Raw genomic sequence first — 14,142 nt, 5'->3', positions numbered from 1 at the left:
ATGCCGGAGCTGCGCGCGTCGAGATAGGCCGACACGAACCGTCCCCATTGGGCGGAAGATGCCCGGGAGTCCGACGGGCGGCCGTATCGGTACTTGCCGGTGAGCACGCCGCGCCCCAGCGGCGACCACGCCAGCACCCCGACGTCCATCGCGAGGCAGGCGGGCAACACCTCGCGCTCGATGCCGCGCTGCAACAGCGAGTACTCGACTTGACTGGCCACAATGGGCGTACGACCGGGAATCGCGCGCTGCCAGGCCGCCGCCCGGCCGATCTGCCAACCGGTGTGATTGGACACCCCGACGTATCGAGCTCGGCCCGAGGTGACGGCGTGGTCGAGCGCCGTCAACGTCTCCTCCATCGGGGTATCCGGGTCGTGGACGTGCAACTGCCACAAGTCCACATAGTCCGTACCGAGTCGCGCCAGTGAACCGTCCAAGGCGCGCAACAGATGCCCGCGCGAATTGTTCCGGCGGCGATTGCCCTTCCCGTACACCCCGGCCTTCGTCGCGATGATGATGTCGTCGCGTTCGACCGTCCGCTGCAACAGTTCGCCCAGCACCTGCTCGGCGGCGCCCTGCCCGTAGACGTCGGCGGTGTCGACGAGATTGCCCCCCGCCGCGCAGAACGCCGTCAACTGGGCGGCGGCGTCCTCGATGTCGAAATCGCTGCTGCCGCCCCAGGTCATCGTGCCCAGCCCGAGCCGGGATACCTCGAGCCCTGACAATCCCAACGGTCGCTGTTCCACGCACTGAAGCTACCGGACGCCATCCGGGAACTCACATGCGTCAAGCGCTGCACTGAGGACGTTCGCCGCGTCGACACCGATCGTGACGCGCCAAGTCGTCGGGTCGCGTCGTCGCCACCAGGCATTCGTTCGCGACGTCCGTCCGTGGGAGCTCCGACGACCTGCCGACGCGACCACCGGCACACCCTTTAGTCTGGGTCGGCTCGCGCGACGACGCGACCGACCCCCGGCGTGCGCCACTCCTCGGCCACGACCAGCCGGATCGGCCCGCGCGCCGCGACGATGGCAACCACACCGACACGGCGAACGGATCGCCCGAGAATCGGAGACACGCATGCGTTTGGGTTTGAGCCTTGGGTACTGGGGCAGCGGCGCCGACCCCGCCGGGCATCTGGAGGCGACACGAGAGGCCGAACGACTCGGATACTCCGTCGTCTGGGCGGCCGAGGCGTACGGCTCGGACTCGGTGACGATGCTGACCTGGCTCGCCGCTCAGACCGAGCGCATCGACGTCGGTTCCGCCGTCATGCAGATCCCGGCCCGCGCCGCGACGATGACCGCCATGACGGCAGCCAGCCTCGACACGCTGTCGGGCGGGCGGTTCCGGCTCGGCCTCGGTGTCTCCGGACCCCAGGTGTCCGAAGGCTGGTACGGCGTCCCATTCGCCAAGCCGCTCGGCCGCACGCGCGAGTACGTCGACGTCATCAGGAAGACCCTCGGCCACGAGAAGGTCGCCTATGACGGCGCGCACATCACGCTTCCGCTGCCCGACGGCCCCGGCAAGCCGCTGCAACTGGCGATGCGTCCGTTCCGCGACGACATTCCCATCTACCTCGCCGTCATCGGGCCGAAGAACCTCGCGCTCGCCGGCGAGATCGCCGACGGTTGGTTGGGCGTCTTCTACGCGCCCGAGTTCGCGTCCGAACAACTCGCCTGCGTGCGGGAGGGCGCCGAGAAGGCCGGCCGCGACATGTCCACATTCGATGTCGTGCCCACGGTGCCCGTCGTCGTCGGCGACGACCTCGAACGCTGTGCCGACGCCGTCCGCGCGTACAGCGCCCTCTACATCGGAGGGATGGGCAGTCGCAAGCAGAACTTCTACAACCAGCTCGCCACCCGCATGGGCTACGGCGATGCCGCCGAGCGCATCCAGGAGCTGTACCTCCAGCGCAAGCCCCGGGAGGCCGCCGCCGAGGTCCCGTTCGAGTTCATCGACCAGACCGCGCTTCTCGGTACGCCCGAGCGCATCGCCGACCGGATCGGCGCCTTCGCCGAATCCGGCGTCACCACCTTGGCCGTCACCGCCTTCGCCGCCGACGCCGAATCCCGCGCGCGCACGCTCCGGGTCGTCGCCGAGGCCGCGGAGCGGGCGGGAGTCGCCGAGTAATGGAACTGTGGCACGCGGTCATTCTGGGCATCGTCGAAGGTCTGACCGAACTGCTGCCGGTCTCGTCCACCGGGCACTTGACCGTCGTCGAGGAGTTGTTGGGGCTCGATGTCGACGACCCCGGCGTCACCGGGTTCACCGCGTTCATCCAAATCGGAGCGATCGCGGCCGTGCTCGTCTACTTCGCCAAGGACATCTGGGCGATTACGACGGGCTTCTTCCGCGGTCTGTTCTCCGCCGAGCACCGCACCGACTACGAGTACCGGATGGGCTGGTACATCATCGTCGGCTCCCTTCCGATCATCATCGTCGGTTTCGTCGGCAAGGACCTCATCACCGGTCCGCTGCGCAGTCTTTGGTTCGTGGCGGGCGGGATGATCCTGTGGAGCTTCGTGCTGTGGTTCGCCGAGTACGCCGCGACGCATCAGCGCACCGAACGGCAGATCACCATGAAGGACGCGCTGTTCGTCGGTGTCGTCCAGAGCATCGCGCTCGTGCCCGGCATCTCCCGCTCCGGGGCGTCGACGGCCGCCGGTCTGCTCCGCGACCTCGACCGGGTCGCCGCCACGAAGCTCTCCTTCTATCTCGGCATCCCCGCGCTGACCGGCGCCGGTGTGCTCGAGGCGAAGGACGCGTTCACCGGTTCCGTCGAACTCGCGCCGTTGCTCGTCGGCACCGTCGTCAGCGGCATCGTCGCCTACATCTCGGTGGCCTGGCTGCTCAAGTTCGTCGCCAACCACTCGTTCATGCTGTTCGTCTGGTACCGCATCGGGTTCGGCGTCGTGGTCATCGGCCTGATCCTCCTCGGAGTCATCGCCGCCTAGCTGTCCTGGTCCGCTTGGTTGGGCAAATTGCGAAAACANGCNTGNTTTGGAAATTTGCCCAACCAAGCGGGACCGTTTGCCCAACCAAGCGGGACCGTTTGCCCAACCAAGCGGGATCAGACAGCGAGAATCACCGAGCCCGCCCCACTCCCGAACCATGGAACCCCGTGGTGCGGTGCGTCGGTGGGGTGCGGGTGTGGCGATCAGTTTGGCCCCCGATACTGCGGTCACCGGTCCAATCTCCGAGGACCGGCTCAATACTGCGGGCGGGAGGCTCGACCGTTCCGGTGGCGTAGCCGGTCAGGGCCCGTACGGGACCACGCACATCTCCCAGCTGCTCTTGCGTCCGACGTTCGTGTTGATCCGTTGTCCATCGGGCTGCCCGTCGCAGGTTCCGAGGTCGGAGTCGTTCCGCTCGCCCGTGGCGTCCCCGACGACCTTCCACGCGGCGGAGGGGTCGTCACACTCGACTATCGGATAGCCGGTGATTTCCTCGTCGAGGCCGGTAAGGCAGTCACCGGTCACGGGCTGGCCCTGCCAGGCCACGATCATCATGACCCCGCCGAGAACCATGAGGACCGCCCAGATGCCGAGGCTGATGCGGTGGGTACGGCTCTGGCGCCGCCAGAGTCTCCCCAGCCCGCCCGTCACCGTCGAGGGAGCGACGTCGAGGTTGCCGGGTCGGTGGTCGGGATACTGGTACGGGGGCTGGGACATGGGGGACCTTCCTGTGGCGCGACGCTGATGCCGTACGGGCCGGGTCCGGGGCACTGGAACGACCATAGCGTTGCAGCGCACATGGACTCAGTGCCGCAGCGCATGCCGACGGGGCGACGCACGACGAGACCCCGCCGAGTTGCGGGGCCGCACCCGAACGTCGTTGTCAAGGAGGTGCTCGGTCGTCGATGTCGATGAAAATCGCCGGTGATGTGCCAGGCTTTGGGGTCAATGTCGGCTGTTGTCGACGACCAAGAGCCGATGACGGACACCGCCGACTCCCAACAGAACGGCATTGCCCCTGGCCGGGCTGCGGGACGGGGGTCGAGTCCATAGTGGCTGGCCACCGATTCGTGTGAGATCTGGCGCACGTGTCGGACCGGCGGGTCGACCCCTTTCCCGTCCAAGGCGCCGCTGACGTGCGGCGTCGCTCACTCAAGGGTCGCCGTCGACCGCGGTGGGGCCGTGGTCGGCCAGTTGCTGGACCAAGGGACAGGACATAGTCTCGTGTGCATGGAATCGTGGCAGGCTCCCGACGTGCGCGCACTCCCCGGGCAGGGGCAGCCCTTGCGGTTGTACGACACCGCCCGCCAGGGCATCCACCCGAGCGCGCCCGCCGACGGCACCGCCCGGATGTACGTCTGCGGCATCACGCCCTACGACGCCACCCACCTCGGCCACGCCGCCACGATGATCACCTTCGACCTGGTGAACCGCGTCTGGCGCGACAACGGGCTCGACGTCGTCTACGTGCAGAACGTCACCGACGTGGACGACCCGCTGTTCGAACGCGCCGACCGCGACGGCGAGGACTGGATCGTCCTCGGCATGCGCGAGACCGCACTCTTCCGCGAGGACATGGAGGCGCTGCGGATCCTCCCGCCACGGCACTACATCGGTGCCGTCGAATCGATTCCACAAGTGACGGAAATGATCGAGCGGCTGCGCGAGAACGGCGCCGCCTACCGCCTCGACGACGGCACCGGAGACGTCTACTTCCCGGTCTCGGCCGCGGCCGGTTTCGGCTCCGAATCGAACTACGACACCGCGACGATGCTCGCCTACTTCGCCGAGCGCGGCGGTGACCCCGACCGCCCCGGCAAGCGCAACGCCCTCGACCCCCTGCTGTGGCGAGGCGAACGCGACGGCGAACCCTCGTGGCCGTCCCCGATGGGGGCCGGCCGTCCCGGCTGGCACATCGAGTGCGCCGCGATCGCGCTGACCCACCTCGGTGACACGATCGACGTCCAGGGCGGCGGCAACGACTTGATCTTCCCGCACCACGAGATGTCCGCCGCGCACGCGGAAGTCGCCACCGGCAAGGCCCCGTTCGCCCGGCACTACGTCCACGCCGGAATGATCGGCCTCGACGGAGAGAAGATGTCGAAGAGCCGAGGCAACCTCGTTTTCGTGTCCCGGCTGCGCGGCGAGGGCGTCGAGCCCGCCGTCATCCGGCTCGGACTGCTCGACTCCCACTACCGCGCCGACCGCGAATGGAACGACACCGTCTTCGCCGACGCAGGCGCGCGCTGGGAACGCTGGCGCACCGCCGTGGCCGCCGACGGAGGCCCTGACGCCGCGCCGCTGCTCGCGGAGATCCGCGCCGCGCTCGCCGACGACCTGGACTCCCCACGCGCGCTCGCCGCGATCGACCGGTGGGCCGACCGCGTCCTGAACGGCGACACTTCGGACCCGACGGCGCCCGCGCTCGTCGCCTCCGCCGTCGACGCGCTGCTCGGCGTCGCACTCTGAGTGCGTCGCGCCCCGGCGTCGCGCGCATACGATTCGAACCGGTGACCCACCGGTGAGTTCCTCCACTGGCGACACGTGTTGATTCGAGACGGATCCACCGTGCCGCAGTGACGGTGTTCTCCGTGGTGGCGATCGAGGATCGCCACCCGGACAACCGATTCCGGCGGGCCGCCGGGCCCGATGCAGACACCGCCCACTGTGTCTCGTGTATGGACTGTCCATGCCCTCCATCGTTCGCGTTGTCGTCCGGAAACCCCGAATCATTCGGCGCCAACACATCGCGCCGCGCGGTCGGAGATTGTCGCGATTGGTCAGCGTCGACGCCGTGCGTGCCCGGAATGGGCGTTCACGTTAGGGTGTCACGGTGCCAACGGCCGAACGGACAGCCCCGACCGACGAACGGGGTGGCTCCCCCGACGAAAGGGCGATAGTGGCGATCGCGATTCCGACGACGCGGCACCCGCTCCGTCGCCCATGACCGTTCCACTTCATCAGCCGGGCGCTCGCCCGGCCCATTACGCCTGTCCTCGAAAGGATCTGCGGTGAAGATTCTGCTCCTCGTTTCCGCGTTCAACGGTCTCACTCAGCGCGTGTGGTGTGATCTGCGCCGATCCGGCCACGACGTCAGCGTCGAACTCGCATCCGCGCACACCGACGAAGACGGATTGGCCTCGGCCGTGGCAATGGCCGCCCCCGACCTGATCATCTGCCCCTTCCTCAAGCACCGTGTGCCGCAGCAGGTGTGGGGCAAGTTCCCGACCGTGATCATCCACCCGGGACCGATCGGGGACCGAGGTCCGTCGTCATTGGACTACGCGATCGCGGAGGCCGCCCCCCGCTGGGGCGTCACGGCCCTGTCCGCCGTGGAGGAGATGGACGCCGGTCCGATCTGGGCCCATCGAGAGTTCGACATGCCGCAAGACCCGCCGTCGAAGGCCGCGTTGTACAACGGACTCGTCGCCGACGCGGCCGTCGAATGCGTTCGCGAGGTCGTCGCGAAGGCCGCCGATCCGCGTTTCCGGCCGACGTCGCAGGACCAGGTGCCGCGCCCCATCGACGGCACCCGGACCCGTCCGTCGATGCCGCAGTCGGCTCGGGCCTTCTCCTGGAGTGATTCCGCGACGAGCATCGTGCGGCGCGTCCGTGCCGCCGACTCCGCCCCCGGCGTGCGCGGGACCATCGACGGCAGGGTCGTGAGCGTCTACGACGCCGCCGTCGGCGAGACCGTCTCCCCGGGCACGACCCCCGGGACGATCCTCGGCCACGACGGCGACGCGATCGCGATCGCGGCCAGGGACGCCGCCGTCTGGATCGGGCACGTGAAGGAGCCGGCGAACCTCGGCGGCAACGGCGTCAAACTGCCCGCCTCCGCCGTGTTCGACGTCGCCGATCGGCCCGCCCTGACGGCCCCCGCGGCACTTCGGGCCGCCCGGTACGAACGGCGCGGAGACGTCGGGATGCTGCGGATCCGGGCGTACAACGGCGCGATGTCGACGCGTCAATGCGAACGTGTCGCGACCGAGCTGCGAGCGGCCCTCGCCCAGGACACCCGCGTCCTCGTGGTGACGGGGACCGACGCGTTCTTCTCCAATGGCATCAACCTCAACGTCATCGAGACCGCCCCCGATCCCGCCGCCGAGGCGTGGGCGAACATCACCGCGATCAACGAACTGTGCACCCTGCTCGTGTCGTGCGTGTCGCAGTTGACGGTCGCGGCCTTCGGCGCCAACGCCGGCGCGGGCGGCGTGATGCTCGGCCTCGCCGCCGACGTCGTGGTCGCACGCTCGGGAGTCGTGCTCAACCCGTTCTACGACATGGGCCTGTACGGCTCGGAACTGCACACGTACACGCTGCCGCGTCGGGTCGGGGCCGGGACCGCGCAACGCCTGCTGACGGAGAAGCTTCCCGTGGACGCCGACGACGCCGCTCGGATCGGACTCGTCGACGCGGTTGGCCCGCGCGACGCGGCCGCGTTCGACGGTTGGCTGTGGGATCTCGCCGAGAGCCACGCGAACCCGCAATGGCACAACTCGGCCCTGGACCAGAAGCTGCGCCTGTTGGGGGACGCGTTCCCGCCCGCGTACTACGAGGCCCAGGAGCTGTCTCAGATGGCGCGCGACTTCTTCGAGGACCGCAACGGCTTCGCCGCCGCGAGAGCCGCGTTCGTCGGAAAACACACCCCCGACCGGACACCGGCACGTCTGGCTGCGCATCGGTGGAGCCTCACCGGAGAACGTTGACCGACGTCGTGACGCCCGGCCACCATCGGTGGTCGGGCGTTCGTCGTGTGCGGGGGATCAGCCGTCGCTGTCGGCGTCGCTGTCGGGGTGCGGCCCACGCCGACGCAGGTAGCGCTCGAAGTCGCGGGCGATGTCGTCACCGGACGGCGGCTGAGTGCTGTGGCTGGAGTCCTTGAGCGAGTTGATGTATTCGGCGATGTCGGCGTCCGACTCGACCAGCTGGGTGACCTCGTTCTCCCAGGCGGCCGTCTTCTCGACGAGGCCACCGGTGGGGACCGGGAGGTCCAGCAGTTCCTCGATCCGGTGCAGGAGACCGAGAGTCGCCTTCGGACAGGGCGATGTGGACGCGTAGTGCGGCACGTGGATCCAACAGGAGGTGACGGGGATGTCGATGCGCTGGAACGTCGCCTGGAGGAGGCCGATGATGCCGGCGGGGCCCTCGTACTCGACCGGGTCCATCTTGAGTCGCGTCGACAGGACCGGATCGTTCGAGGTGCCCGAGACCGGTAGCGGCTGTGAGTAGCTGACGTCCGCCATGAGCGCGCCGAGCAGGATCACCTGCTCTACTTCGAGGCTGTGACAGATCTCCACGACCTCTTCGCAGAAGCCTCGCCAGTGCATGCTCGGTTCGGCGCCTGTCAGCAGCACGACGTCCCGGTGGGCGTCCGACGGTGACGCGACCGCGAAGCCCGCGTAGGGCCAGTCGATCCGTTCCACGCCCGTGGCGCCCATCTTGATGCTGGGGCGCGCCATCTGGAAGTCGTAATACGGATCGGGGTCGATTGTGGCGACGGGTTGAGCCCGCCACTGCTCGGTCAGATGAGCGATGACGTGGCTTGCGGCGTCCGCCGCGTCGTTCCAGCCAGTGAACGCCGCGACCAAGACGGGGGACCGCAACACGGGTAGTCCGTCGAACTCTGTCACGTCGTCAGAGTACGTCGGACGGTCAACGGCGGCACGCACGGCTCCATCGGATGGGGGACAAGAGGTGCTCGGATTCCGCTGGGACTCTTGAGAAGAACAGCGGACGGTGACGAATGCGGCACGCTGTTCCGGCGGCGCCTCGGTTAACGTTCCGTACTGTCACGTCCCGCTCACTTCGTCCCTACAACCGTTGCGGCCGTAGGGGAATGCCTATTGTCCCGGTCTGTCACCCGTCGACCGGATCGTGAGACGTGGCGCCGATCATTTGGCGGTGTACCGCTGTGCCTTTAGTCTGGACCAATGCCGCAAAACGCGTTCCTGTCCGCTCTTGGTAACCGTGTCCTCGTCGCCGACGGTGCCATGGGCACCATGTTGCAGGAAGCCGACCTCGACCTCGACGACTTCGAAGGCCTCGAAGGCTGCAACGAGATCCTGAGCGTCACCCGGCCGGACGTCGTGCGGTACATCCACGACGCCTACCTGACCGCGGGCGCCGACTGCGTCGAGACGAACAGCTTCGGCGTCAACCTCGGCAACCTCGGCGAATACGACATCGTCGAACGCGGATACGAACTCGCCCTGCGCAGCGCGGAACTCGCCCGTGAGGTCGCCGACGGCCACTCCACGCCCGACCGCCGCCGCTTCGTGCTCGGCTCGATGGGCCCCGGCACGAAGCTCCCGACGCTCGGCCACGCGCCCTACGCCGTTCTTCGCGACTCCTACATCGAATGCGCTCGCGGCCTCATCAACGGCGGCGCGGACGCGCTCATCGTCGAGACCTCCCAGGACCTGCTCCAGACGAAGGCCGGGATCATCGGCGCGCAGCGTGCCATGAGACACCTCGGCGTGCGCGTTCCGATCATCGCCTCCGTCACCGTCGAGACGACCGGCACGATGCTCGTCGGCAGCGAGATCGGCGCCGCGTTGACGTCCCTCTCCGCCCTCGGCGTCGACCTGATCGGCCTCAACTGCGCCACGGGCCCCGCCGAGATGAGCGAGCACCTTCGCTACCTCTCTCAACACTCCCGGATTCCGTTGTCGGTCATGCCGAACGCGGGCCTGCCCGAACTCGGCCCGAACGGCGCCGTCTATCCGCTGTCCGCCGACGGCCTCGCCGACGCGCTCGACGACTTCGTCACCGACTTCGGCGTCGGTCTCGTCGGCGGCTGTTGCGGCACCACCCCACAGCACATCGCCACGCTCGCCGCGCGCGTCGCCGGACGCGGCGCCCCGGAGCGTTCCGTGACGGGCGAGGCGGGCGTCTCCTCGTCCTACCACCACGTGCCGTTCCGGCAGGACGCGTCGATTCTCATGGTCGGCGAACGCACGAACGCCAACGGCTCCAAGGCATTCCGTGACGCGATGCTCGCGGGTAACTGGGACCACTGCGTCGAGGTCGCCCGCGAACAGGCCCGCGCCGGTTCGCACATGCTCGACCTGTGCGTCGACTACGTCGGCCGGGACGGCAGCGGTGACATGCGCCAACTCGCGAGCCGCTTCGCGACCGCCTCGACCCTGCCGATCATGCTCGACTCGACCGAGCCCGAGGTGATCGAGGCCGGTCTGGAGGCGCTCGGTGGTCGCTGCATCGTCAACTCCGTCAACTTCGAGGATGGCGACGGGCCGGACTCGCGCTACGCCCGCATCATGCCCGTCATCGCCGAGCACGGCGCGTCGGTCGTCGCCTTGACGATCGACGAGGAGGGACAGGCCCGCGACCGCGACTGGAAGGTCCGCGTGGCCGCCCGCCTCATCGACGACCTGACGGGCCGCTGGGGTCTCGGCGTGTCCGACATCCTCGTCGACTGCCTGACCTTTCCGATCTCGACGGGCCAGGAGGAGACTCGCCGCGACGGGCTGGAGACGATCGAGGCGATTCGCGAGATCGCCCGCCGCTACCCCGGTGTCAACTTCACGCTCGGCATCTCGAACATCTCCTTCGGTCTGAACCCGGCGTCACGCCAGGTGCTCAACTCGGTCTTCCTGCACGAATGCGTGGAGGCCGGTTTGACCAGCGCGATCGTGCACGCCTCGAAGATCCTGCCGATGGCCAAGATCCCCGACGACCAGCGTCAGGTCGCGCTCGACATGATCTACGACCGCCGCAGCGAGGGGTACGACCCTCTCCAGCGCTTCATCGAGATGTTCGAAGGCGTCGACGTCGCGTCGGCGCGCGCGACCCGCGCCGAGGAACTCGCGGCGCTTCCCTTGTCGGAGCGCCTGGCCCGCCGCATCGTCGACGGCGAGCGCACCGGCCTCGAAGCCGACCTGGACGAGGCCCTGCGCGACCGTTCCGCGCTCGACATCGTCAACCAGACCCTCCTGGAGGGCATGAAGACCGTCGGCGAACTGTTCGGTTCCGGCCAGATGCAGTTGCCGTTCGTCCTTCAGTCCGCCGAGGTCATGAAGGCCGCCGTGGCCCACCTCGAACCGCACATGGAGAAGGCCGACGCCGAGGGCAAGGGCACGATCGTCCTCGCCACGGTCAAGGGCGACGTTCACGACATCGGCAAGAACCTCGTCGACATCATCCTGTCCAACAACGGATACAGCGTCGTCAACATCGGCATCAAGCAGCCGATCAACGCGATCGTCGACGCCGCCGAGAAGCACAACGCCGACGCGATCGGCATGTCGGGACTGCTGGTCAAGAGCACCGTCATCATGAAGGACAACCTCGCCGAGATGATGGCGCGCGGTCTGGCGTCGCGGTGGCCGGTGATGCTCGGGGGCGCGGCGCTGACACGCGCGTTCGTCGAGGACGACCTGCGCGACATGTTCGAGGGCGGCGAGGTCCACTATGCCAAGGACGCCTTCGAGGGCCTGTCTCTCATGGACAAGGTCATGACGGCCCGCCGCACGGGAACCCCCATCGTGGACGAGGAGCGCGCGGCGAAGATCGCGCAGCGCCGTGAGCGCCGCGCCCGCCACGCCACCCTGGTCTCCGATTCGGCGCCGAGCCTCGACGACGACACGGTTCGCTCCGACGTCGCGACCGGTATCGAGGTGCCGACCGCGCCGTTCTTCGGGACCCGCGTGGTCAAGGGCGTCCCGACCGCCGACTACGCATCCATGTTGGACGAACGGGCGACCTTCCTCGGTCAGTGGGGCCTGAAGCCGTCTCGTGGCGGCGACGGGCCATCCTATGAGGATCTCGTGGAGACCGAGGGTCGACCGCGACTGCGGTACTGGATGGACCGCCTCGCCACCGACAAGGTCCTCGAGGCCGCCGTCGTCTACGGCTACTTCCCCTGCTACTCGGAGGGGAACACGATCGTGGTGCTGGACGAGAACGGCCACTCCGAACGCACCCGGTTCACGTTCCCCCGGCAGCGCCGCGAACGCCGCCTGTGCATCGCCGACTTCTTCCGCAGCCGGGAGGAGGTCGACGCGCGCGGCGGTGAACTCGACGTGATCGGGCTTCAGCTCGTCACCATCGGCCAGGCCGCCAGCGAGTACACCGCGAAACTGTTCGCTCAGCACGCCTACCGCGACTACCTCGAGGTGCACGGGCTGTCCGTGCAGCTGACCGAGGCGCTCGCCGAGTACTGGCACCGCCGCATGCGGGAGGAGCTGATCCTTCCGTCGGGTCGCAGCGTCGCCGACGACGACCCCCGTGATCTCGACGGTGTGCTGAAGGTCGACTATCGCGGGTGTCGCTACTCCTTCGGCTACGCGGCGTGTCCCGAGCTGGAGGATCGCGCCAAGACGGTCGCGATGCTGCGGTCGGACCGCATCAACGTCGAACTGACCGAGGAGTTCCAGCTGACGCCGGAACAGTCCACCGACGCGCTGATCGTCCACCACCCGGACGCCGGGTACTTCAACGCGAGATGACCCGCCGAACGGCGGGCACGACCACGACGGAACACGACCGGGAAGGCGGCATGACACGGGGTGCCCTCCGGGCCGTACTGTTCGATATGGACGGTACGTTGCTCGACAGCGAGAAACTATGGGAGGTCGGCCTCGTCGACCTGTGTGTCCATCTCGGACGAACCCTCACCCCGCAACTGCGGGCTCGAATGGTGGGGATGGATCAGATGGAGTCGATGCGCCTCCTGCACAAGGCGCTCGACCTGCCCGCCGACGGCGTGACCGCGAGCGCCGACTGGCTCATCGATCGGATGGCCGACCTGTTCGCGTCGCCCCCCGTGTGGCGCCCCGGCGCCGCCGAACTGCTGGCCTCGGTGCGCGCCGCCGGGTACCCGACGGCGCTCGTCACCGCCACTGGGCGCCGACTCGTGGACGTCGTCATCGGGGCGATGGGCGCGGACCGGTTCGACGTCACGATCGTCGGGGACGAGGTCGCCAACAACAAGCCCGATCCCGAGCCGTATCGCACCGCCGCCACGGCACTCGGCCTCCTACCCGGGGACTGCCTCGCCATCGAGGACTCCCCGACGGGGGTCGCCAGCGCGCTCGCCGCGGGCTGCTCCGTGGTCGCCGTCCCCAGTGAGGTCGCGATCACAGTGGACGGCGTCACCGTCGTCGATTCCCTGGTGGACATCGACGTCCAAGCATTGCGCGCGTTGCACTCCGGCTCGCGCTGATCGGCGGCAGACGGGCCGATAGGGTGCCGTCATGCTTCCCCCCGAGCTCGTGGCTTCGCTGTACCCCGGACGCGCCGCGCTCATCGCGTGCGAGGAGACGCCGATCCCCACGCTCGGAGCCGCCACTGGCGCGGTGCATCGTCTGCGAGCCACGCTCGACGTCGCGGGCGAACGGAACGAGTTGCGTTTGATCCGCAAGCGCCTGCGGCCGTTGACGTCGGGGCGGCACATCGCGGCGAACTCCGATCGTTCGCATTGGGCGTACTGGCGTCGGGAGCCGCTCGCCTACGAGTCGGGCCTGCTGCCCGACGGCCCTGACCTTTCGGCGCCGCGCTACATCGGCACGATCGACCACGACCTGTACACGGAGGAGATCGTCGGCGTCGGCGTCGCCGCCGTCGACGCGGCCCTGGCGCTCGGGCGTTGGCAGCGCGGCCTCAGACTGCCGGGCCGTTCGTGGTTGGCGGGGCACCAGCTCGCTCAGCGCCTCGCGGTGACCACTATAGACACGACGTCGCTGGATCCGGCCTGGCGCGCCGTGTGGGAAGACCGGTGGCGGTACCTCGACGCTCTCGACCGACTCCCGTACGTACTCAGTCACGGCGATTCCCAGATCGGCAACTTCCTCAGCGCCGAGGACGGCATCGTCCTGTGCGACTGGGGCACGCTCGGCGGGGCGCCGGTCGGGGCCGACGCGGCGCACGTCGCCCTGTCCGTGTCGAGCGACGTGCTCGACGACTACGTACGCGGACTGCGGGGCGCGGTCGACGCCGCCACGGTCGCGCTCGGCTACACCGTGACGATCGTCCTGACCGGAATCAGTCGCGCCCACTGGCACGTCGCCGCGGGCCACGATTATCCAGCGTCCGCGCGCGTCTTCCTGGACGCCGCGATCACCCGTCTCACCGGACTCCTATCACGACCGTGAACAATCCACTGTCGTTAACCAGACAGTAATCGCCCCTCCCGTGGTCTTGCTCTGGCTCGATCACGTCACTT

At 68.4% G+C, this 14,142-nt stretch carries 10 protein-coding genes; 7 read left to right on the top strand and 3 right to left on the bottom strand.

Annotation, left to right across the window (positions count from 1 at the left end):
- Nucleotides 1-746 (bottom strand): aldo/keto reductase (locus ACM9NP_RS04000; RefSeq protein WP_415645195.1); only part of this gene is annotated, 746 nt, incomplete at its 3' end.
- A gap of 334 nt (nt 747-1,080) precedes the next feature.
- Between ACM9NP_RS04000 and ACM9NP_RS03995 the strand changes: the two genes are divergently transcribed.
- Together ACM9NP_RS03995 and ACM9NP_RS03990 are read left to right on the top strand one after the other, a co-directional pair.
- Complete coding sequence (locus tag ACM9NP_RS03995) at nt 1,081-2,133, top strand: LLM class F420-dependent oxidoreductase (protein WP_415645194.1); 1,053 nt, start codon at nt 1,081-1,083, stop codon at nt 2,131-2,133.
- The gene (locus ACM9NP_RS03990) at nt 2,133-2,957 is read left to right on the top strand and encodes an undecaprenyl-diphosphate phosphatase (protein WP_415645193.1); all 825 of its coding nucleotides are present in this window, start codon (nt 2,133-2,135) and stop codon (nt 2,955-2,957) included. The genes ACM9NP_RS03995 and ACM9NP_RS03990 overlap by 1 nt, the downstream gene beginning before the upstream one ends.
- Nucleotides 2,958-3,257: 300 nt before the next feature.
- Here ACM9NP_RS03990 and ACM9NP_RS03985 read toward each other — a convergent pair whose 3' ends face one another.
- Nucleotides 3,258-3,674 carry an LppU/SCO3897 family protein gene (locus ACM9NP_RS03985; protein ID WP_415645192.1) on the bottom strand — a complete coding sequence of 139 codons (417 nt, stop codon included), beginning with the start codon at nt 3,672-3,674 and terminating at the stop codon, nt 3,258-3,260.
- Nucleotides 3,675-4,187: 513 nt separating this feature from the next.
- On the opposite strand from ACM9NP_RS03985, the gene mshC reads away from it, so the two are divergent.
- The gene (gene mshC / locus ACM9NP_RS03980; protein ID WP_415645191.1) at nt 4,188-5,426 is read left to right on the top strand and encodes a cysteine--1-D-myo-inosityl 2-amino-2-deoxy-alpha-D-glucopyranoside ligase; all 1,239 of its coding nucleotides are present in this window, start codon (nt 4,188-4,190) and stop codon (nt 5,424-5,426) included.
- 542 nt (nt 5,427-5,968) lie between these two features.
- Complete coding sequence (locus tag ACM9NP_RS03975; protein WP_415645190.1) at nt 5,969-7,666, top strand: enoyl-CoA hydratase-related protein; 1,698 nt, start codon at nt 5,969-5,971, stop codon at nt 7,664-7,666.
- A gap of 57 nt (nt 7,667-7,723) precedes the next feature.
- Here the strand turns inward: ACM9NP_RS03975 and ACM9NP_RS03970 are convergent, their stop codons facing one another.
- Nucleotides 7,724-8,590, bottom strand: coding sequence for a PAC2 family protein (locus ACM9NP_RS03970; RefSeq protein WP_415645189.1), 867 nt, complete (start codon nt 8,588-8,590; stop codon nt 7,724-7,726).
- 300 nt (nt 8,591-8,890) lie between these two features.
- On the opposite strand from ACM9NP_RS03970, the gene metH reads away from it, so the two are divergent.
- The 3 genes from metH to ACM9NP_RS03955 are packed head-to-tail and all read left to right on the top strand — an operon-like array spanning nt 8,891 to nt 14,071.
- A complete protein-coding gene (metH, locus tag ACM9NP_RS03965) occupies nt 8,891-12,427 on the top strand; it encodes a methionine synthase (RefSeq protein WP_415645188.1) in 3,537 nt (1,178 codons plus the stop codon).
- A 50-nt stretch (nt 12,428-12,477) separates the two neighbouring features.
- Nucleotides 12,478-13,143: an HAD family hydrolase gene (locus ACM9NP_RS03960; RefSeq protein WP_415645187.1), complete on the top strand. Its 666-nt coding sequence runs from the start codon at nt 12,478-12,480 to the stop codon at nt 13,141-13,143.
- 31 nt (nt 13,144-13,174) lie between these two features.
- On the top strand, nt 13,175-14,071 hold the full coding sequence (locus tag ACM9NP_RS03955) for an aminoglycoside phosphotransferase family protein (protein WP_415645186.1): 897 nt from the start codon (nt 13,175-13,177) through the stop codon (nt 14,069-14,071).
- The last annotated feature ends 71 nt before the right edge of the window (nt 14,072-14,142 follow it).

Origin of the sequence: Stackebrandtia soli (assembly GCF_965137155.1) — a bacterium.
Taxonomy (GTDB): domain Bacteria; phylum Actinomycetota; class Actinomycetes; order Mycobacteriales; family Micromonosporaceae; genus Stackebrandtia; species Stackebrandtia soli.
The sequence above is the reverse complement of the archived record's forward strand: the minus strand, read 5'-3'. Positions and strand labels throughout refer to the sequence as shown.